Annotated in this window: 13 protein-coding genes and 1 pseudogene; 8 read left to right on the top strand and 6 right to left on the bottom strand. The window is 72.1% G+C overall.

The window, feature by feature from the left end:
* Positions 1-26 precede the first annotated feature (26 nt).
* The 4 genes from ACH4S8_RS00070 to ACH4S8_RS00055 form a co-directional block, all read right to left on the bottom strand.
* Entirely contained in the window at positions 27-2,813 is a 2,787-nt protein-coding gene (locus ACH4S8_RS00070) for a bifunctional YncE family protein/alkaline phosphatase family protein (protein WP_398389357.1), read from the bottom strand.
* Positions 2,814-2,817: 4 nt separating this feature from the next.
* Complete coding sequence (locus ACH4S8_RS00065) at positions 2,818-4,200, bottom strand: ABC transporter permease (protein ID WP_398389356.1); 1,383 nt, start codon at positions 4,198-4,200, stop codon at positions 2,818-2,820.
* Positions 4,197-5,138 carry an ABC transporter ATP-binding protein gene (locus ACH4S8_RS00060; protein ID WP_398389355.1) on the bottom strand — a complete coding sequence of 314 codons (942 nt, stop codon included), beginning with the start codon at positions 5,136-5,138 and terminating at the stop codon, positions 4,197-4,199. The genes ACH4S8_RS00065 and ACH4S8_RS00060 overlap by 4 nt, the downstream gene beginning before the upstream one ends.
* 190 nt (positions 5,139-5,328) lie before the next feature.
* Positions 5,329-6,666, bottom strand: coding sequence for a 6-phospho-beta-glucosidase (locus ACH4S8_RS00055; protein ID WP_398389354.1), 1,338 nt, complete (start codon positions 6,664-6,666; stop codon positions 5,329-5,331).
* A 329-nt stretch (positions 6,667-6,995) separates the two neighbouring features.
* On the opposite strand from ACH4S8_RS00055, the gene ACH4S8_RS00050 reads away from it, so the two are divergent.
* Positions 6,996-7,778: an IclR family transcriptional regulator gene (locus ACH4S8_RS00050; protein WP_398389352.1), complete on the top strand. Its 783-nt coding sequence runs from the start codon at positions 6,996-6,998 to the stop codon at positions 7,776-7,778.
* Between the two features lie 120 nt (positions 7,779-7,898).
* Here ACH4S8_RS00050 and ACH4S8_RS00045 read toward each other — a convergent pair whose 3' ends face one another.
* Positions 7,899-10,613, bottom strand: a complete 2,715-nt coding sequence (locus tag ACH4S8_RS00045) for an FAD/NAD(P)-binding protein (protein ID WP_398390663.1) — start codon at positions 10,611-10,613, stop codon at positions 7,899-7,901.
* Positions 10,614-10,921: 308 nt separating this feature from the next.
* Between ACH4S8_RS00045 and ACH4S8_RS00040 the strand changes: the two genes are divergently transcribed.
* Entirely contained in the window at positions 10,922-12,217 is a 1,296-nt protein-coding gene (locus ACH4S8_RS00040) for an Ig-like domain-containing protein (protein ID WP_398389350.1), read from the top strand.
* A 237-nt stretch (positions 12,218-12,454) separates the two neighbouring features.
* Positions 12,455-13,858 carry a glycoside hydrolase family 16 protein gene (locus tag ACH4S8_RS00035; RefSeq protein ID WP_398389348.1) on the top strand — a complete coding sequence of 468 codons (1,404 nt, stop codon included), beginning with the start codon at positions 12,455-12,457 and terminating at the stop codon, positions 13,856-13,858.
* Between the two features lie 73 nt (positions 13,859-13,931).
* Here the strand turns inward: ACH4S8_RS00035 and ACH4S8_RS00030 are convergent, their stop codons facing one another.
* Positions 13,932-14,840: a helix-turn-helix domain-containing protein gene (locus tag ACH4S8_RS00030; RefSeq protein ID WP_398389346.1), complete on the bottom strand. Its 909-nt coding sequence runs from the start codon at positions 14,838-14,840 to the stop codon at positions 13,932-13,934.
* Positions 14,841-14,986: 146 nt separating this feature from the next.
* Here ACH4S8_RS00030 and tkt point away from each other — a divergent pair, with 146 nt between their 5' ends.
* The 5 genes and pseudogenes from tkt to ACH4S8_RS00005 form a co-directional block, all read left to right on the top strand.
* Positions 14,987-17,080 (top strand): transketolase, encoded by a 2,094-nt coding sequence (gene tkt, locus ACH4S8_RS00025; RefSeq protein WP_398389344.1) that lies wholly within the window; start codon positions 14,987-14,989, stop codon positions 17,078-17,080.
* 19 nt (positions 17,081-17,099) lie between these two features.
* Positions 17,100-18,269 (top strand): transaldolase, encoded by a 1,170-nt coding sequence (tal, locus tag ACH4S8_RS00020; RefSeq protein ID WP_398389343.1) that lies wholly within the window; start codon positions 17,100-17,102, stop codon positions 18,267-18,269.
* Complete coding sequence (gene zwf / locus ACH4S8_RS00015) at positions 18,266-19,996, top strand: glucose-6-phosphate dehydrogenase (RefSeq protein WP_398389341.1); 1,731 nt, start codon at positions 18,266-18,268, stop codon at positions 19,994-19,996. The genes tal and zwf overlap by 4 nt, the downstream gene beginning before the upstream one ends.
* Positions 19,993-20,928, top strand: a complete 936-nt coding sequence (gene opcA, locus ACH4S8_RS00010) for a glucose-6-phosphate dehydrogenase assembly protein OpcA (protein WP_398389340.1) — start codon at positions 19,993-19,995, stop codon at positions 20,926-20,928. Before zwf ends, opcA begins: the two co-directional genes overlap by 4 nt.
* Positions 20,921-21,529, top strand: a pseudogene (locus ACH4S8_RS00005) (glucose-6-phosphate isomerase); the annotation flags it as partial. The gene opcA and the pseudogene ACH4S8_RS00005, both read left to right, overlap by 8 nt.

The raw sequence follows: 21,529 nt of genomic DNA, 5'->3' as shown, positions 1-21,529 counted from the left end.
GTTACCGGCGGCCGGTCGCCCGAACGTCAGCCGTCGGACTCCGACGACGGGAGATAGGCCCCGGGCACGTCCTGGGGTGCGAAGATCTGGTGCTCACCGGGGTACGGCTTCGTCCACCCGTGCGTCTGGTACCACGTGAAGTGGTTCATCTGCGCGGGGTTGGCGAAGTCGGGAACGGCGTTGGGCCCGGTCAGCCGCTGGTGCGTCTTCCAGGTGTCCCACTTCGCCGCGAGGGCCCGCTTGTCCGCGGGCACCTTCGCCGACGGCACGGGCGCCGCCGCCGGGTCCTGCGGCGCGGGGGTGTCCAGGCCGCACGAGGGCGGGGTCTTGAGACCGTCGGTCAGCGAGGTCCGGTTGGGCAGCGCCGTGAACGGCGTGAGGTCCGCGTGCCCGGTGAAGGCGGCGCGCATCGGGGTGGCCGCGCTGTCCTTCTGGTTCATGGGGTGCACGCCGAGGATCTGCTCGATGGTCCGGATCAGCGTGATCTGCGAGTAGTAGTGGCTGTCGACGACCCCGTGCCGGGCCCAGGGACTGATGATCTGGATCGGGGCACGGTGGCCGTCCACGTGGTCGAGACCCGCCTGGGAGTCGTCCTCGACGACGAAGATCGCCGAGTCCTTCCAGTACTTGCTGTGCGAGATCTCGTCGACGATCCGGCCGGTCGCGAGATCGTTGTCCGCCACCTGGGCGGCCGCGTTCGCCGGACCGCCGGTGTGGTCGCTGGAGAGCCAGAACATGTTCAGGTTCGCCGGACCGTTCTGCTCGAAGTCACGCTTCCAGATCTCCTCCCGGTAGACGTCCGGGACGCTGGTGTCGAACTTCGCGAAGCCGTGCACGGACACGTCGTCGAGCGAGGGGATCGGCGAGGACGAGGTCAGTGTGTACGCGGTGTCCTGGCCCGTCGAGGCCATGTTCCTGGAGTCGCAGTACAGGTTCTGCCAGCTGGCGTCCGCCGGTTTGGTGAGGAACTGCTGGAACTCACCGAAGTCGCGGGCGGAGTTGCCCGCTGCCTGCGCGCCGGTCCACAGGAAGCCGGTCCGCTGGTGGCCGAGGGCGTCGTCCTCGGTGTCGTAACTGCGCGCGTACTCACCGGCGGAGGACTCGGTGTACTCCGGATCGTCCGCCTGCATCAGCCAGTTGTGGCCCTCGGCGGAGTTGGTGCCGATGTCGTACGTGTTGTCGTAGAGCCCGAACTGCTTCGCCAGGGCGTGCTGGTTGGGCGTCACGTTCTCGCCGAACTGCGCCAGTGACGGATCGCCGTTGCCCTCGGGGACGTCCCCGAAGACCTGGTCGTAGGTGCGGTTCTCCTTGACGAGCAGGAAGACGTGCTTGATCGTCGAGGGGTCGCCGAGGCGCAGCGGGACGGGGACGGGCTTCGCGTGGCTCCTGCCCTTGGACAGCGCGACCGAGCCCGCGGTCCAGCCGTTCTGCCGGAAGACCTTGGCCGTCTGGGCCCGCACGACGCTGTCGTCGGGCAGGGTGAACCGCTGCACGCTCGACGTGGTGTCGTGGGTGCCGTGCCCGGCGGCGGTGGTGGTCCGGCGGGCGTCGACGCCCCGGGTGTTGGAGACCACGACGTCCTTGCCGACGGCGGCGATCTCCGCGGGGAAGTAGTCCGTCGGGAGCAGTCCGACGTAGCGGACCGGGTCCTGCGGGGACCGGTACCGGTACACGGCCACGGCGTTGGCGCGGCCGAGCGTGACCAGCAGGTGGCCGTCGTCGGTCAGCGTCACCGCGTCGGGCTCGTAGCCCACCGAGGCCTCCGGCCACGGCTGGGTCGCGATGGTCTGGACGACCTTGTCCTTGGCGGTGTCGATGACCGAGACGTCGTTGGTGGCGGTGTCGGTGACGAACAGCGCCCTGCCCTTGGTGTACAGCGCGGTCGGGTGCAGTCCGACGGGGATGTTCGCGACGGCGGCGGCCGGGTCCGCCGGGTCGATGACGCTGACGGTGCCGGTGGTGGTGGCCGCGGTGACCGGATCGGCCGGCACCTGGGTGCCGTACGAGTTGATCGTGGTGTCGCCGGCCCGCGCCGGGCGCCCGCCCTCGTTGCTGACGTAGAGCCTGCCGCCCACCTCGGCCAGGTCGCGCGGGGCGTTGCCCACGTTCCAGCTCTGCCGGACGGTGCCGGTGGCCGCGTCGATGGCGACCACCCGGTTCTGCCCGTTGACGGCCGAGTACACGGTGGCGCCGTCCGCGGAGAACACCGCGGCGCCCACGAGCGCGTGCTTGGCCCCGTCCGCGGCGATCGGGACGGACACGGGGTCGGTGACGCTGCCGTCCGCGTTCACGGTGAACCGGGTGTAGCCGTCGGTCTGACCGAGCCAGAGCTGCGATCCGTCGGGCGAGTACGTCGGGCCTTCCTGGCCCACGCTGTTGCCGCTGATGCGCGGGACGGAGGCCGCGGAGCTGCCGACGAGCTGCTGCACCTTCCAGCTCTTCAGGTCGACGACCGCCAGGGCGCTCCCGCCGTCGGTGACCGAGGCCGCGAGGTGGGTGCCGTCGGGGCTCACCGAGGACGACATGATCTTGCCGTTCTGGACGACGAGCCGGTCGCCGTACGGGGCGATGTACTGGTCGCTGGAGACGACCTGGCCGCGGTCGGTGACCTGGCCGACCTGGTCGGTGCCGAACTGGTGCGTCTGGGCGAACGCGGCCCCGGCGGCGACGAGGGCCAGCACGGTGGTGCCCGCCGTCACCAGAGGTATCCGTCTTCCGGTGAGTCCGCCGAACGGGCTCGACGGACCGGTGAGTCTGCCGAGCGGGCTCGACCGGCCCTTCTCCTCACTCCGTCGGCGACGCGTTACCTGCATGGAGTCATCCCTTCGAGGTGGCGAGCAGGTCGACGTCGCCGTCGAACTGCCACAGCGGGTTCGGTGCGTCCCCGGCCGGTGTGCGGACCAGGAAGTAGCCGTTCACCTCCTTCGGCCCGTCGCCGTCGGCCATGAATCGGCCGTCCGGGGCGATGTCGAGCTGGTAGACGGCCGTCCCCACGGCGTCGACGCCGGGGAGGTGCCAGGAGACGACGCAGCGCCAGTCGTTGCCCGGCCCCTCGGCCGCGACCCTGACGCTGCCCTTGTCGCAGTCCGCCGTGACCCGCAGCTGCGCCTCCGTGACGGCGGGGCGGTTGAGCTGACGGGTCTGCAATCGGTAGAGGTGGGCGAACGCCGTCGCGGCCGAGCGCTGCACCTTGTCCTGTTCGATCCCTGAGCCCGTGGCCCCGGTGGTGGCGCCGACGGTCACGGCCGTCGCGGCGGCCAGCGCGACGAGCGGCAGGACCGAGGCGGCGACCGCGCCGCGGCCCGGGCCGTCGTGGGCCGTGTTGGTGAAGTCCCGCCGCACGAACAGCAGACAGGCCGACACGGTCGCGGTCACCGCCCACAACAGGCTGACCACGACGCCGATCAGGAGCGGGCCGAGCTGGGCGGGGCCGGTGAACAGACCGCTCCAGGCGGTGAAGGCGTAGCCGGGCAGCGCGAGGCGCACGTCGACGGGGAGCGGCATCATCTGGGCGAGCTGCAGCACGAGCGCGACGATCGCCGGCAGCAGCAGTCCCATCGGGGACCGTCCGAGCATGACGGAACCGAGCAGTCCCACGGCGGCCAGGGCCAGGGTCGGGGCGAGGACGCAGACCCAGGCGAGCAGGACCCTGCCGGCGGCGTCCGCCGGTGTGAGCAGGTGGCCGTCGAGACCGACGAGCGGCCGGCTGCCGATCGCCACGACCCCGCCGACCGAGCCGGAGGCGGCCAGCCCGGCCACGAGCAGCAGGAGGACCGTGAGACCGGCCAGTGCCTTGGCGACGAAGATCCGGCGCGGCGACCGGACCGCCACGAGCAGATGGCGCCAGGTGCCGAGCCGGTCCTCGGAGGCGAACACGTCACCGGCGACGACCGAGGTCAGCAGCGGGAGCGCCCAGGTGCCCGCGAAGCCGAGCACGACCAGCGGTCCGGCCCACCCCGTGGCGTGCATCCAGCGTCCGAAGAGGGTGTCGACGGGAAGCGTGCTCTGCTGCCCGACCGCGGCGACGAAGAGACCCGGCACGATCCAGCAGGCGAGGACCAGCAGGCGGATCCGCCACTGCGAGACGAGTTTGACCAGTTCGAAGCGGTAGACGCGGGCGACCGGGGCAGGAGGGGCGACGGCCTCCTCGTCCGGGCCGGGTGCTTCGAGGCCGGCGTCCTCGGCGACGGTCGCGGTCATCCGCCGGTCTCCTTCCGCTCGGTGAGGGCGAGGAACGCGGCTTCGAGCGGCGAGATGACGGGGGCGAGTTCACGCAGCGCGACGCCCGCGCCCACGAGCCGCGCCACGAGTTCGTCGACGGCGGGCACGAGCGCCCGTACGACGAGCGCGGCGTCGTCCTGCCGTGGTGCGGCGGCGTCGACGACCCGGATCCCGGCCGTGCCGAGGGCCAGCCCGCGGGCGGCCCCCGGGTCGGAGGTGAGCACCCGGTAGTCGAGTTCGCCGTTCTCGGCGGCCAGCTTGCCCAGCGGGCCGGAGAAGACGACCCGTCCGGTCGCGAGGACGGTGACCTCGGAGCACAGGGCCTGGAGGTCGTCCATGCGGTGGCTGGAGAGGACGACCGCGGTCCCGTTCTCGGCGAGCCGGCGAAGGACGCCGTGCACATGGTGTTTGCCCGCCGGGTCGAGGCCGTTGGACGGCTCGTCGAGGACGAGCAGCCGGGGCTCGGTGAGCAGGGCGGCGGCGAGGCCGAGCCGCTGACGCATGCCGAGGGAGTAGCCGCGGGCCGGGTCGTCGGCGACGTCGGTGAGCCCGACCTGGTCGAGCACGTCGTCGACGCCGGCCGTCCGCGCGCCCTGGCCGCGGAGCGCGGCCAGGGCGGCGAGGTTCTGTCGGGCGGTCAGCGAGGGGTAGAGGCCGGGCCCGTCGACGAAGCCGGCGACACCGCCGGGGGCGGCGAGCGCCCGTCCGATCCGGACGCCGAGGATCTCCAGGCTGCCTTCGCCGGCGACGGCCAGGCCCAGCAGCAGACCGAGCAGGGTCGTCTTGCCGGCGCCGTTCGGTCCGGCCAGGCCGTGGATCCGGCCTCGTGCCACATCCAGATCGACGCCGTCGAGTGCCACGACGTCCCCGAAGCACTGGGTGATCCCGCGGGCCCGGACGGCCAGAGATCTGTCCATGTGTCCCTTCCTTCGCAGCACTCGACGCACTCGAAGCACTCAGGGACCCTAGGGACGCTACACAACGCGGGCCCGGACACCTGGCTGAACACGCAGGAAACGGATCGTCAAGGCGTCGGCAAGTCCGGTGCGCAAAGCGGGCGTCATCGGGAGGGAACCGGGCAGCACCCGGGTCCGACGCGCCCGGGCCTCAGGTCAGATAGCCGAGACCCGGGTGTACGGCCGTGTAGCCGTCGACGAGTGCGCGCGCCACGGCGACCGAGTCGACGAGCGGATGCAGGGCGAAGGCCTTCACCGCGGTCGTACGGGAGCCCGACTCGGCGGCGGAGAGCACCTCCCGCTCCACCGCCTTGACCGCGCACACCAGTCCGGCGGCGTGGCCCGGCAGCGGGTCGACGGCGACGGGGTGCGCACCGTTGGCGTCCACCAGGCACGGCACCTCGATGACCGCCTCGGCGTCGAGGACGCCCAGGGTGCCCCGGTTGCGGACGTTGAGGATCAGGGTGGTCCGTTCGTCGCGGGCGATGGCCCGCATCAGGGCGAGCGCCACCTTCTCGTAGCCGCCGGACAGGTCGTCCTCCTCGCGTTCGCCGGCCCCGGCGGCGTCCCGGTTCTCCGCCATGTACGTGGCCTCGCGCTCGGCCCGGGTGCGTTCCCAGGCGGACAGGGCCGCGGCGTCCGGGCGCTTCATCTCCTCGTAGAAACCGGCCTGTTGGTCGCGCAGGAACGCGCCGCGCGTCTTCTCGGCCCGCTGGTAGGCGCGTACGGTCTCCCGGTTGAAGTAGTAGTAGTGCAGGTACTCGTTGGGGACGGCGCCCAGGGACTGGAGCCACTGCGGGCCGAAGAGCCGGCCCTCCTCGAAGGAGCCGAGCAGCGCGGGGTCGGCGAGCAGGCGCGGGAGTTCGTCGCGGCCGGCGACCCGCAGGCCGCGCACCCAGCCGAGGTGGTTGAGCCCGACGTAGTCGATCCACGCCTCGCGCGGGTTCGCGCCGAGGACCTTGGCGATGCGGCGGCCGAGGCCGACCGGCGAGTCGCAGATGCCGATCACCCGGTCGCCGAGGTGGCGGGACATGGCCTCGGTGACCAGTCCGGCCGGGTTGGTGAAGTTGATGACCCAGGCGTCCGGCGCGAGCCGGGCCACCCGTCGCGCGATGTCCACGGCGACGGGCACGGTGCGCAGACCGTACGCGATGCCGCCGGCGCCGACCGTCTCCTGGCCGAGGACGTCCTGGGCGAGGGCGACCCGCTCGTCCGCCGCACGCCCCTCCAGACCGCCGACGCGGATCGCGGAGAAGACGAAGTCGGCGCCGCGCAGGGCCTCGTCGAGGTCGGTGGTGACGGTCACCTCCGGTGCTCCGGGGTCACCGGCGGCCTGCTCGGCGAGGACGCGGGCCACGGCCGAGAGCCGTCCCGCGTCCAGGTCGTGCAGCACGACATGGGTCACCCGGCCCTCGGCCCGGTCCCCGAGGAGTGCCCCGTACACGAGCGGGACACGGAATCCGCCGCCGCCCAGAATGGTCAGCCTCACGCGAGTACCACCTTCGCAGTTGGTGCGGGGACGCAGGCCGCGCGGCGAGGGAGCACGCCACGGCCGCCTGGTTCACCCTTGTCTTCCAGGGAGCAGCGTGCCATCGCGTGCCCGGGCGGGTCCGTCACGACCCCGTCGGGTTCCCGGGGACCGGCACCGCCCAGGACCGGCCTGTGTGGCCCGCGCGGACGAGGGCGGGCAGCGTGGGCAAGGGCGGGCATGCGTGGGCAAGGGCGGGCCCGGGCGATTGTCGCCTTCCGGCCCGTACGGCATGGTGGCTCCCCACACCCGGAGCGCCCCGCCCTGGGTCGGGCCGCAGGGAGCCGGTCATGACAGGTCGAGAACGCGCCGCCCCGTCCGCCTCCGGCCGTCTCCTCTCCGTGCTCGCCGCCTTCGACCACGAGCACCCGGCGCTGTCCCTGACGGACATCGGCCGCCGGGCCGGTCTCAGCCTCACCACCGCCCACCGGCTGGTGGCCGCGCTCACCGGGTGGGGGGCGCTGGAGCGGGATGCGAACGGCCTCTACCACGTGGGGCTGCGGCTGTGGGAGCTCGCGGCGCTCGCCCCGCGCGGCCTCGCGCTGCGCCAGACCGCCCTGCCGTACCTGGAGGACCTATACGAAGCGACGCACGAGAACGTGCAGTTGGCGGTGCGGGACGGCGCCGAGGTCGTCTACACCGAGTGGATCTCGGGGCGTTCATCGGTCGGGGTACGCATCCAGGTGGGCGCCCGCTGGCCGCTGCACGCGACGGGCGTCGGCCTCGCGCTGCTCGCGCACGCCGAACCCGCTGTCCAGGACGCCTGCTGCGGCGGGCCGTTGGCCGCGTACACCCCGTACACGATCACCGATCCGGCCCGGTTGCGCCGCGTGCTGGCCGAAGTCCGGCGCACAGGGGTCGCGGTGAGCAGCCGTCAGGTGACCGAGGACGCCCTGTCGGTGGCCGCGCCGGTGCGGGGCGCGGACGGCTCGGTCGTCGCGGCCGTGTCGCTCGTCGTGCCGTGGGCCGAGGCCCGGGTACCGGCGTTGATCCCGGCGGTACGACTGGCGGCCCGCGGAATCTCCAGAGCCCTGGGCTGGCGCCCGACGCCCCGGACGGACCCGCACGCCTGACCCGGACACCCCGCACGGTCTCGCATGCCCGACGCCCGGACACACCCAGGCACACCCGGACACCCGACGCCCGACAGCCCCGTACGCCTGACGCCCCCGTCCACCTGGCGCGTCGCCCCTTCACTCGGGCAGGGACGCCAGCAGGCGCCGGTCCCGGGGCGCGTGGCCGCGGTCGAGGCGGGTGTCCAGGAGGCGGCGGGCCGCCTCGCAGCGGCCCGCCGCGACCAGGGCGTACAGCAGTGTCTCCTCGACGACCTCGCGCTGGGCCGCGCTGCCGCCGACCCGGCCGAGGACCGGCAGCAGCGCGTCCAGGCCCCGGGCCGCTTCGTGGAAACGCTCCTCCACGAGGGCGCAGAGGGCCTCGCACAGGGGGACGACGACCTCGCGCTGCACCGCGTCGGCGCCGGCAGCGTGGTCGCGCAGCCGGCGCAGTGCCGGGAGATCACCGGCGGCGGTGAGCGCGACGGCGGCGTGCAGCGCGGTGAAGGCGGTCGCGGGCCGTTCCACGATCTCGCGGGCGACGCTGTCGAGCACGTCCGCCGCGGGCACCGGCCCCCGCCAGCTGTCGCTGATCCGGGCCCGCCACAGCAGCGACCCCGAGTCGACCAGGGCGCGTACGCCCCTCACCCGTCCCGGCGCGAGCTGTGCGAACCAGCGCCTGCGGACGGCCTCCGGATCGTCCAGGGCCAGTTCGTGCAGGGCGATGTGCCAGGAGAAGTGGGCGCGGTGGACGGCGCCCCGCCCGTGCCCGGACACCCAGGCGTCCAGCCAGTCGCGGCCCCTGACGTGGTCCCCCGACTCGTAGTGGACGTGGGCGAGGGCGTGCACGGCGTGTCCGGAGGACGGCTCGGCGGCCAGCGCGCGCCCGGCCAGGTCGGCGGCCTCGTCGTGACGGCCCTGGTCCTGGCGCAGGAAGGCGAGGAGCGAGGCCGGGAACCAGTGGCCGCCGTAGGCGGGCGCGGCACGTTCGACCAGGTTCAACGCGTAGGCCGGGTCGAGGTCGTTGATGCCGGAGAAGGCGATGGTGGGTACCGCGGCGGCGAGCGCCAGTGCGTCGGCGGGGTGGGCGGCCAGGTGTCCGAGCAGGGCACGGGCTCCGTTGTCGGGGCCCTCGCCGTGCACGCGGCGGGTCACCACGTCGACGAAGGAGCGTTCGCGCGCGTCGGCCCTCTCCCGCGCGCAGCGCCGCGCGTCGGCCAGCGCCCGCGGTACGTCGACGTCGGCGCCGCACTCGTGGCCGAGCAGGGCGAGGGCCGCGTGCCCGAGCGCGAAGCCGGGGTCGAGGGCGACGGCGCGCGCGAAGGCGTCCTCGGCGCCTGCCCTGACCTTGAGGACCCGTTCGAGGCCGGTGCGGTGGGCGGCGGCGGCCTCCGCGTGGGTGGACAGCGGGAGCCCGTGCGCGTCGAGAGGCCGGCGGCGGGCCGGGCGTCGCCGGGAAGCCAGTGGCGCGAGCAACTGCTCCGCCAGGTCCGCGGCCTGGACGCGGATCTCGGGGACGGCGGTGGTCTCCCACAGTTCACCGCGGCGCGGGGCGCCGAGGGTGAACAGCGGGAGCCCGGCCCGGCCTTCGGCGTCGAGGAGCCGGCCCTCGCGGGTCGCGACGCCGAGGCCGAGCGGTCCGGGCACCGCGGCGCCCGTGCCGAACAGCGAGCGCCACAGGGGGTCTTCGGGACGCGGGCCCGGTCCGGTGCAGTCGATCACCCAACCGGCCCTGATGAGCGACCCGTCGGAGAGCGTGAGCAGAACCGGGTCGCCGGGCCGCAGGACGGCGTCGGTGATGGTGCCGGTGTGCACGCGCAGGCGCCGGGCCGTGCGGGCGCGGTCCAGCGACTCGGCGGTCACCGGCGCCATCCGGTGCCGGTGGGTGTTCCAGAGCGCGCCCTCGCCGCGCAGGAAGGCGGCGCGTTCCTCGGGGGTGAGGCTGCGCCACAGGCGCGCGGTGTGCGGGCGCAGGCTGTCGAGCGCGGGACGCCAGTCGCCGTGGGCGCGTACGGCACGGCCGATGTGGCGGTAGACGGCCCGGCGCAGGGTGGACAGGGTCGGTGCGTCGAGTCCTTCGGGCGCGGCCATCGCGGGTGCGGGGCTCAGGGCGTGCGGCTGCGGCAGCAGACCGGTGCGGGAGAGGGCGTGCACGGTGCGTCCGGGACGGTCGAGGCTGAGCGCGAGGTCGACGGCGGTGAGCCCCGTGCCCACCAGCAGGACGTCGTCGCTCGCGCCGGGGCCGGCCGGTTCGGCGAGCGGTCCGTCGAGGGCACCCGGCGCCCAGGGCGAGCCGATGAACCGGGAGGAGGTGCGGAGCCGGGGCGGGGCCCAGTGTCCCGTCGTGGCCGCCGGTCCGGTGGCGAGGACCACGCTGTCGGCGAGGAGACCGTCCCCGTCGGCGAGGCGGAGCTCCAGTCCCCCGGCCGGGGCGGGGGCGCAGGCCTTCGCCCTGGTCCGCAGCCGGTGTACGGCGACGGTGCCGTGGGCGTGGACGACGGCCTGGGCCAGGGTGTCGGCGAGATAGGCGCCGTAGCGGTAGCGGGTGGCGAAGTCGGTTCCCCTGACGGTGGGTTCGCCGTGCCGGCACAGCCAGCGGGTGAAGTGGCCGGGGTCGTCGGGGTAGCAGCTCATGCCGGCCGCGGGCACGTTCAGGCGGTGCCGCGGGTCGGTGGTGGCGTACGCGGTTCCGCGCCCGGCCTCGGGGGCGGGGTCGACCAGGACGAGGGCGAGCGGGGTGCGGCGGCGGGCCGCCGTCTCGCAGAGCTGCACGGCGGTCAGCGTGCCGGCGGCGCCCGCTCCGACGATGGCCACGGTGTGCCGTTCACAAGCTGGATTCACGGATGCCTCCGGCATGGGTCGGCTCGGATACGGCAAGCGGACTTCTCCTTCGTTCCCGCGGCCGGGGGTCCGGATGGGACTCCCGGAAGCGGGCTCTCGTCGAGTTCTCGTGGATCTCACGGAAGAACTCAGGGATCGGACAGACGCTTCATACTCTGTTCACAATTCCGAGTGGCCCGACAACCGTGGATTCAGGCCGTCTCCGCGGATGTCTTCACCGGAATCTCAGGCTGGGGAGGCCGTATTCAAAGAATCAACCCAGGGAAGTCCCGCAGGATGCACCCGCAGTGGTGGTGAGCGAAAGAACCGAGGAAAGGCGTTCCGTGGGCGTCCCTGAGATATCGAACCGGTCCGAGTCCGCACCTGTGGAGCCGGGACGGATACGACGGCGTCCGGGACGTCGGACCTGGTCACGGCGGGGGGTCCTCACGGCCTTCGGGGCTGCCGTACCGGCCCTCGCGCTGAGCGGGTGCGGTGATCCGGCGGGCGCCACCGAAGGAAAGGACGCCACGGCGAGCGCGGCCACCGGGGCCGGGGAGAAGACGAAGTCGCAGGTGAGGGCGCCGAAGGTCGTCGTCTCCCCCGCCGACGGCACGAAGAGGGCCGACTTCACCGCTCCGGTCGTGGTCTCCGTGACGGACGGCACGCTGTCGGCGGTCGAGGTGTCCGGCAACGACGGCTCCGCTCTGGCCGGATCCTTCAACGGCGACCGCACGCGCTGGACCTCGTCCAGGAATCCGTACTCGGGCACCAAATACACGGTCACGGCGAAAGCGGCGGGCGCCGCGGAGCACACCGCGACGTTCGTCACGAAGTCCCCGGGTGCGACGTTCGCCGGCTATTTCACGCCCGAGGCGAATTCGGTCTCCGGCGTCGGCATGCCGGTGTCGATCAACTTCACGAAGCCCGTGACGGACCGGGCCGCCGTGGAAAAGGCCATCACGGTGACGGCGGAGCCCGCGGTCGAGGTGGTCGGTCACTGGTTCGGGAACACCCGGCTCGACTTCCGCCCCGCCGAGTACTGGGCGGCGGGTACGAAGATCACGCTGAGTCTGCGCCTCAAGGACGTCGAGGGCACGGACGGCGTCTACGGCGTCCAGTCCAAGGACGTCACCTTCCGCATCGGCCGCCGCCAGGTGAGCACGGTCGACCTCGCGAAGAAGACCATGACGGTCGAGCGGGACGGGGCGACTCTCGCGAGCTATCCGGTGAGCGGCGGAGCCCCGGCGCACACCACATGGTCCGGGATCATGGTGATCAGCGAGCGGTTCAGGGAGACCCGGATGGAGTCCTCGACGGTCGGGCTCGGTGACGAGTACGACATCGCGGACGTGCCGCACGCCCAGCGTCTGACCACCTCGGGCACCTTCGTCCACGGCAACTACTGGGCCTCCGCCTCGGTGTTCGGGAGCAGCAACACCAGCCACGGCTGCGTCGGCCTGCACGACACGAAGGGCGCGAACGACAGCTCCGTGGCGGGCTACCGGTTCTACGAGAGTTCGATGCTCGGCGACGTGGTGGTCGTCGAGAACTCGGGCGAGCGGACCGTCGAAGCGTCGAACGGCCTGAACGGCTGGAACCTGTCGTGGGCCGACTGGAAGGCCGGCAGCGCCCTTTGAGGGTCGGGCCCGATGAACAGACTTCAACTGCCCGCCGTGGCACGCTCATCGGGCCTTCTTCCTTCCTTCACGGCGTGAACTCCCTTGCAGCGAAAGGACTTTCTCGGCTTCACCTCTTGACGACCGGAGTGACAGAGAGCACATTGGCCGCGCACCTTTTTTGAGAGCGCTCTCAAGGTCTTCGTGGGAGCGCTCCCCCACCCGCGCACCCCACACTCCGTACGCGAAGAGGCACCCATGAGTGAAACCTCCGGCACATCCAGACGCGGCTCCGTCCGGCGCGCGCTCGTCGCCGTGCTCGGCACGCTGAGCCTGGCGGCCGCCGCCGCGACCGCGGCTACCCTCCCCGCCAGCGCGTCCGCTCCCACACCCCCCACCGGCTGGTCCCAGGTGTTCGCCGACGACTTCACCGGGGCCGCCGGGAGCGGCGTCAACACCACCAACTGGCAGTACACGACGGGCACCAGCTACCCCGGCGGGCCGGCCAACTTCGGCACCGGCGAGGTCGAGACGATGACCTCCAGCACCAGCAACGTGGCCCTGGACGGCAACGGCAACCTGCTGATCACCCCGCGCCGTGACGCCTCGGGCAACTGGACCTCGGGCCGCATCGAGACCAAGCGCACCGACTTCGAGCCCCCCGCCGGCGGCAAGCTGCGCATGGAGGCGCGGCTGCAGATGCCGAACGTGACCGGCGCCGCCGCCAAGGGCTACTGGCCCGCCTTCTGGGCACTGGGCGCGCCCTACCGCGGCAACTACCAGAACTGGCCGGGCGTCGGCGAGCTGGACATCATGGAGAACGTCCAGGGCCTCAACACCGAGTGGGCCACGATGCACTGCGGCACCAACCCGGGCGGCCCGTGCAACGAGACCAGCGGCATCGGCAACAACACGCCCTGTACCGGCACGACCTGTCAGGCCGGCTTCCACACCTACGCGATGGAGTGGGACAGGTCGACGAGCCCCGAGGAGATCCGCTTCTACCTCGACGGCGTCAACTTCCACACGGTGAAGGCGAACCAGGTCGACGCGACCACCTGGGCGAACGCGACCAACCACGGCTACTTCATGATCCTGAACGTCGCGATGGGCGGCGGCTTCCCGGGCGCCTTCGGCGGCGGCCCCGACAGCGGCACGGAGCCCGGCCACCCGCTCGTCGTCGACTACGTCCAGGTGCTCTCGGCGGCCGGCAGCGGCGGTGGCGGCACCACTCCCCCGCCCACCGGCAACCGTGACGCCTACAGCGCCATCCAGGCCGAGTCCTACGACAGCCAGAGCGGCGTCGTCAGCGAGACCACCACGGACACCGGCGGCGGCCAGGACATCGGCACCATCGCGAACGGCGACTACGCGGTGTACAAGGGCGTCAACTTCGGCTCCTCGGCGGCCACCCAGTTCTACGGCCGGGTCGCGAGCGGCGCGGCAGGCGGGGTCAGCGGTCTGGTCGAGGTGCGCCTCGACAGCCGTACGAGCACACCGGTCGCCAGCTTCGCGCTGGCCAACACCGGTGGCTGGCAGTCCTGGAGGACCGTGCCCGCGAACATGAGCTCCGTGACCGGAACCCATGACGTGTATCTGACGTTCACCAGCGGCCAGCCGGCCGACTTCGTGAACGTCAACTGGTTCGACTTCGGTCACTGACAGCAGAAGTGACGGGACGTCACCGGACGTCCGGGCACGGCCGGGCGGGGCGGATCCACGAGATCCGCCCCGTTCAGCGCAGTTCGGCCCGGAAGGCCACCGGGGTCGACCCCGTGTGCTGGTGGAAGAACTTCGAGAAGTTGGCCGAGTCCGGGAAGCCGACGGCGGCCCCGATGCGCCCGATCGGCATGTCCGTGTGGGCGAGGAGCCGTTTGGCCTCCAGGACGACCCGCTTGTCGATGAACCCCTTGGGCGTCTCGCCGGTGGCGGCACGCACCGCGCGCACCAGGGTGCGGCGCGAGTACCCGAGGGTGTCGGCGTAGGCGCTGACGCTGTGGTTGACGGCGAAGTCCCTCTCGACCGCGTCCCGGAACCGGGTGAACGTGGTGTCCGTGTGCTGGTGGGCCGCCTCGGCGGAGCTCGCCGCGAGGTGGGCGAGCCGCAGCAGGAACGCGGTGAGCGAGTGCCGCAGCACCGCGGTGTGCAGGCTGAGCGGCAGCGTGGTCGTGTCGACGTACTCCCGCTCCAGCTGGGTGAGCGCGTGCTCGAGAGCGGCCAGCCGGGCGGCGTCGGGGCGCAGCAGCGGGGGCAGGTCGTAGCGGTAGAGGCCGGTCGCCTCGACGCTCGCGCGGGGCAGGAAGCCGGGCTGCATGGTCAGGACGGTGCCGCGGTAGGGGGCGGTACCGGAGAAGCGGTGCACCTGGCCGGGCCGGATCCACAGGACGTCGCCCGCACGGGCCTCGTACTCGGCGAAGTCGATCATGTGCCGGACGGGGCCCTCGTGGAAGAGCATCACGACGTGGAAGTCGATGCGGTGCACCCGTTCCAGCGGGGCGTCCGCGTGCCAGGTGCGCCCGGTCCCCATCGCGCCGACCTGCATGCCCACGCCGGACAGGCTCAGATCGGCCGGAAAGGGAAAGGTTCTGATCCCGTCCTGGCCGCCACGACGGCCGGTGCCGCCTTGGGTGGTTCTGTCGTTCATGTCCTTCTCGCGTCGCCTCGCCACGGCTCCATGTGTCCCACTTTCACCGAAGGCTGACACACGGGCACCTTCCCCAGCAAAAGTCTGACTTTTAGGTTTGAACGCAAAGACCTAGCTGCAGCACGCCTCGTGAGGACTTCTTGAAGATGAGTACACAGAGCTCCGACGGATTCACCTGGACCGAGCTCGACCGCCGGGCCGTCGACACCGCCCGTCTTCTGGCCGCCGACGCCGTGCAGAAGGTCGGCAACGGTCACCCCGGGACCGCGATGAGCCTGGCCCCGGCGGCGTACACGCTCTTCCAGAAGGTGATGCGGCACGACCCGGCCGACCCGGAGTGGACCGGCCGTGACCGCTTCGTCCTCTCCCCCGGCCACACCTCGCTGACCCTCTACACCCAGCTCTTCCTGTCAGGTTATGAACTCGGCCTCGACGATCTGAAGGCGTTCCGCACCCACGGGTCCAAGACGCCCGGCCACCCCGAGTACGGACACACCGCAGGCGTGGAGACCACGACCGGTCCGCTCGGCCAGGGCGCCGCCAACGCGGTGGGCATGGCGATGGCCGCCCGCTACGAGCGCGGCCTGTTCGACCCGGACGCGCCGCAGGGCGAGTCCCCGTTCGACCACACCATCTGGGCGATCGTCTCCGACGGCGACCTGGAGGAGGGCATCTCGGCGGAGGCCTCCTCGCTGGCCGGCCACCAGAAGCTCGGCAACCTCGTCTTCCTCTACGACGACAACCACATCTCCATCGAGGGCGACACGGCGACGGCCTTCTCCGAGGACGTGCTGAAGCGCTACGAGTCGTACGGCTGGCACGTGCAGCGCATCGAGCCCGCGTCCGACGGCGACATCGACGTGCACGCCCTGTACACGGCGCTCAAGGCGGCGCAGGCCGAGACCGGGCGCCCCTCCATCATCGCGATGCGCACGGTCATCGCCTGGCCCGCCCCGAACGCGCGGAACACCGAGGCCTCGCACGGCTCGGCGCTCGGCGCCGAGGAGATCGCCGCCACCAAGCGGATCCTGGGCTTCGACCCGGAGCGCACCTTCCAGGTCGACGCCGAGGTGCTGGCCCACGCCCGCCGGGCCCTGGACCGGGGCGCCGAGGCGCACGCCGACTGGGACAAGCGCATCGGCGCCTGGCGCACCGAGCGGCCCGAGAACGCGAAGCTCTTCGACCGGATCGTCGCCGGCCAGCTCCCCGAGGGCTGGGAGAGCGCGCTGCCGGTGTTCGAGGAGGGCAAGAGCGTCGCCACCCGCGCCGCCTCCGGCACGGTCCTCCAGGCGCTCGGCGCCGTGCTCCCCGAGCTGTGGGGCGGCTCCGCCGACCTCGCCGGCTCGAACAACACGACGATCGACAAGACGTCGTCCTTCCTCCCGGCGGACAACCCGCTGCCGGAGGCGAACCCGTACGGCCGCACGATCCACTTCGGCATCCGCGAGCACTCCATGGCCGCGGAGATGAACGGCATCGCCCTGCACGGCAACACCCGCATCTACGGCGGCACCTTCCTGGTGTTCTCCGACTACATGCGCAACGCCGTCCGCCTCTCCGCGCTGATGCAGCTCCCCGTGACGTACGTGTGGACGCACGACTCGATCGGTCTCGGCGAGGACGGCCCCACCCACCAGCCGGTCGAGCACCTCGCCTCGCTGCGCGCCATCCCCGGCCTGAACATCGTCCGCCCCGCGGACGCCAACGAGACGGCGATCGCCTGGGCCGAGATCCTCGAGCGGCACGCCACGAACCCGGCCCCGCACGGTCTCGCGCTCACCCGTCAGGGCGTGCCGACCTACCCGGCCAACCCCGATGCGGCGCGCGGCGGTTACGTCCTGCGCGACGCCTCCACCGGGACTCCCGACGTCGTCCTGATCGCGACCGGCTCCGAGGTGCAGCTCGCCGTCGCGGCGCGCGAGCTGCTGGAGGCCGAGGGGGTCGGCACCCGCGTGGTGTCGATGCCGTCCGTCGAGTGGTTCGAGGAGCAGTCCCCGGAGTACCGGGACAGTGTCCTGCCCCCGTCCGTGAAGGCCCGCGTGGCGGTCGAGGCCGGAATCGCCCTGACCTGGTACCGGTACGTCGGTGACGCCGGACGGATCGTCTCGCTGGAGCACTTCGGCGCCTCGGCCGACGCCGGGACGCTGTTCGCCGAGTTCGGCTTCACCGCCGAGAACGTCGCCGCCGCGGCGCGGGCCGCACTCGACTCGACGACCGGCACGGCCGCCCTGCGCGGTTGATCCGTTCACACAAAGGAAGATGATCACTGTGACCGAAGCGACCGCGACCGCGGCACCCCTCGAACGCCTCTCCGCCGAAGGCGTCTCCATCTGGCTCGACGACCTCTCCCGCAAGCGGATCGAGTCCGGCAACCTGGCCGAACTCGTCGCGACGCGGCACGTGGTGGGCGTGACCACCAATCCGTCCATCTTCCAGGCCGCCATCGGCTCCGGCGAGGGGTACGAGCAGCAGCTGGCCGACCTCGCCGTGCGCGGGGTGACGGTCGACGAGGCCGTACGCATGATGACGACCGCGGACGTGCGCGCCGCCGCCGACATCCTGCGCCCGGTGTTCGAGGCGACCGAGGGCCGTGACGGCCGGGTCTCCATCGAGGTCGACCCGCGCCTCGCGCACGACACCGTCGCGACCGTCGCCGAGGCCCGGCAGCTCGCCTGGCTCGTCGACCGCCCGAACGTGATGATCAAGATCCCGGCGACGAAGGCCGGTCTCCCGGCGATCACCGAGGTCATCGGCCTCGGCATCAGCGTCAACGTCACGCTGATCTTCTCGCTGGAGCGCTACCGCGAGGTCATGGACGCCTACCTCGCGGGCCTGGAGCGGGCACGGGACGCGGGCGTCGACCTCGCCGGAATCCACTCCGTCGCCTCCTTCTTCGTCTCCCGGGTCGACAGCGAGATCGACAAGCGGCTCACGAAGAACGGCTCGGACGACGCCCTCGCGCTCAAGGGCAGGGCGGCGCTCGCCAACGCCCGTCTGGCCTACGAGGCGTACGAGAACGTGTTCGGCGCCGCCGACGGCACGACGGAGGGCGACGCCTGCTGGACGGCGCTCGCCGCCCACGGCGCGCAGAAGCAGCGTCCCCTGTGGGCCTCCACGGGCGTCAAGGACCCCGCGTACAAGGACACCCTGTACGTCGACGAGCTGGTGGCACCGGGCACGGTCAACACCATGCCGGAGGGGACGCTGAACGCCACCGCCGACCACGGCGACATCCAGGGCGACACGGTGAGGGGCGGCTACGACCTGGCCCGTGCCGACCTGGCCGCGGTCGAGGCGCTCGGGATCTCCTACGACGAGGTCGTCGGACAGCTGGAGGACGAGGGCGTCGCGAAGTTCGAGGCGGCCTGGGAGGACCTTCTCGAAGCGGTGACGGCCTCCCTGCGGGGCAAGGGAGTTGACGGGGAATGACCAAGGGTGAGGCGCTTTCCGACGGTGACGCGCAGGATGCGGCCACCGCGCCGCAGGGATCCGGTGACCCGGCCGTGGAACCGGACGGCCTGACGCCCGGGACCCCGGCCGAGGCGCCCGGCGTCCCGGCACCCGCCGACCCCGCCGAGGCCCTCGGTGTCCAGGAGTCCGCGGACCTCGCCGAGGCCCTCGGCGTGTCGGCGGCCGAATGGGACAACCCGCTGCGCGACCCGCGCGACCGCAGGCTCCCCCGGATCGCGGGCCCCTCCGGTCTGGTCATCTTCGGCGTCACCGGCGACCTGTCCCGCAAGAAGCTGATGCCGGCCGTGTACGACCTCGCGAACCGGGGTCTGCTGCCGCCGGGCTTCTCTCTCCTCGGGTTCGCCCGCCGTGAGTGGGAGGACCAGGACTTCGCGCAGGTGGTGCACGACTCGGTGCGCGAGCACGCGCGGACCGAGTTCCGCGAGGAGGTCTGGCAGCAGCTCGCCGAGGGCATGCGGTTCATCCCGGGCGACTTCGACGACGACACGGCGTTCAAGCAACTGCGCTCCGCCGTCGACGAGCTGGACGCCTCCCGGGGTACCAGCGGCAACTACGCCTTCTACCTCTCCGTACCGCCGAAGTTCTTCCCGAAGGTGGTGCGGCAGCTCAAGAAGCACGGGCTGGCGCGCGCCCCCGAGGGGTCCTGGCGGCGCGCGGTCATCGAGAAGCCTTTCGGCCACGACCTGGTGAGCGCCCGCGAGCTGAACCGGATCGTCCACGACGTGTTCGATCCGGACCAGGTGTTCCGGATCGACCACTACCTCGGCAAGGAGACCGTCCAGAACATCCTGGCGCTCCGCTTCGCCAACCAGATGTACGAGCCCGTCTGGAACCGGTCGTACGTCGACCACGTCCAGATCACGATGGCGGAGGACATCGGCATCGGCGGCCGGGCCGGCTACTACGACGGCATCGGCTCCGCCCGGGACGTGATCCAGAACCACCTCCTGCAGCTGATGGCGCTGACCGCCATGGAGGAACCGGCCGCCTTCGACGCCGAGTCGCTGCTCGCCGAGAAGCTCAAGGTCCTCAAGGCCGTGAAGCTGCCGGAGAACCTGGGCGAGCACACCGTGCGCGGCCAGTACGCGGCGAGCTGGCAGGGCGGCGAGAAGGTGCGCGGCTACCTCCAGGAGGAGGGCATCGACCCCGCGTCGACGACCGACACCTACGCGGCCGTCAAGCTCCAGGTGGACAACCGCCGTTGGGCGGGCGTCCCGTTCTACCTCAGGACCGGCAAGCGGCTGGGCCGCCGCGTCACCGAGATCGCGGTGGTCTTCCAGCGCGCCCCGCACTCCCCGTTCGACTCCACGGCCACCGAGGAACTCGGCGCCAACGCGATCGTCATCCGCGTCCAGCCCGACGAGGGCATGACCGTGCGCTTCGGATCGAAGGTGCCGGGTACCTCCATGGAGATCCGGGACGTCACCATGGACTTCGCGTACGGCGAGTCGTTCACCGAGTCCAGCCCGGAGGCGTACGAACGGCTGATCCTGGATGTCCTGCTCGGCGACGCCAATCTCTTCCCCCGTCACCAGGAGGTGGAAGAGTCCTGGAAGATCCTCGACCCGATCGAGGGGTACTGGGAGAGCCACGGCACGCCCGCGCAGTACCCCTCGGGCAGCTGGGGCCCGGAGGAAGCCGACGAGATGCTCGCACGAGACGGACGGAGCTGGCGCAGGCCATGAAGATCGACCTGACCGACACCACGGCAAGCAAGATCAACAAGGCGCTCGTACGGGGGCGCCGGGCCATCGGCACCCCCGCCGTGGGCATGGTCCTGACGATGGTCATCGTCACCGACGAGGAGAACGCGTACGACTCGATCAAGGCGGCCGAGGAGGCCTCCCGCGAGCACCCCTCGCGGACCCTGGTCGTCATCAAGCGGGTCGCCCGCACCCCGCGCGACCGCACCAACCCGCGTCTGGACGCCGAGGTGCGCGTCGGCTCCGACGCGGGCACCGGCGAGACGGTCGTCCTGCGGACGTACGGCGAGGTCTCCGACCACGCCGACTCGGTGGTCCTGCCGCTGCTGCTGCCGGACGCCCCCGTCGTCGTCTGGTGGCCGGTGGACGCGCCCGAGACCCCGGTCAAGGACCCGCTGGGCGCCCTCGCCCAGCGCCGGATCACCGACATGTACGCCGTCGAGGCGCCGCTCGAGGCGCTGGACGCCCGCGCCGCCTCGTACGCGCCCGGCGACACCGACCTGGCCTGGACCCGGCTCACCCCCTGGCGCTCCATGCTGGCGGCGGCGCTCGACCAGGCCCGTACGAAGGTGATCTCGGCGACCGTCGAGAGCGAGGCGCAGAACCCGAGCGCCGAACTGCTGGCCCGCTGGCTGGAGGCCCGCCTCCGGGTCAAGACCGAACGTGTCGTCACCGCGGGCCCCGTCGTGACCGCCGTCCGGCTCGGCACCGAGAAGGGCGAGATCGTCATCGACCGCCCCGAAGGCCCGCTGGCCACCCTGTCCCTGCCCGGTCAGCCCTCCCGCACCCTCGCGCTGAAGGTGCGCTCCACCTCCCAGCTGATCGCCGAGGAACTGCGCCGCCTGGACGCGGACGAGATGTACGCCGTCGCCCTGCGCGGCGAGGCCCCCAAGGAGACCCCCCGTCATGTCTGAGTACCCCAAGCCCGTACGGCGTCCGGAGTGGACGGCCCTGGAGGACCACCGCGCGAAGGCGATGCTCCAACCGCGGCTGCGCGACCTGTTCGCCGCCGACCCCGCGCGCGCCGAACGCTACGTCGTCCAGGTCGGCGACCTGCGCATCGACTACTCCAAGCACCTGATCACCGACGAGACCCTGGCCCTGCTCCAGGAACTCGCCGTCGCCACCGACGTGTCCGGTCTGCGGGACGCGATGTTCCGGGGCGAGAGGATCAACGTCACCGAGGACCGGGCGGTGCTGCACACCGCGTTGCGGGCGCCGCGGGAGGCGGTGGTCGAGGTCGGCGGGGAGAACGTGGTGCCGGCCGTGCACGCGGTCCTGGACAAGATGGCGGACTTCGCCGGCCGGGTCCGCTCGGGCGAGTGGACCGGGCACACCGGCAGGCGCATCAAGAACGTCGTCAACATCGGTATCGGCGGCTCGGACCTGGGCCCGGCGATGGCTTATGAGGTGCTGCGCCCCTTCACCGACCGCTCGCTGACGCTGCGGTTCGTCTCGAACGTGGACGGCGCGGACCTGCACGAGGCCCTGCGGGACCTGGACCCGGCGGAGACG

Source organism: Streptomyces sp. NPDC021080, from assembly GCF_044333225.1.
Classification (GTDB): Bacteria; Actinomycetota; Actinomycetes; order Streptomycetales; family Streptomycetaceae; genus Streptomyces.
Note: the sequence above shows the minus strand (reverse complement) of the source record. Positions and strands in the feature narration are given on the sequence as shown.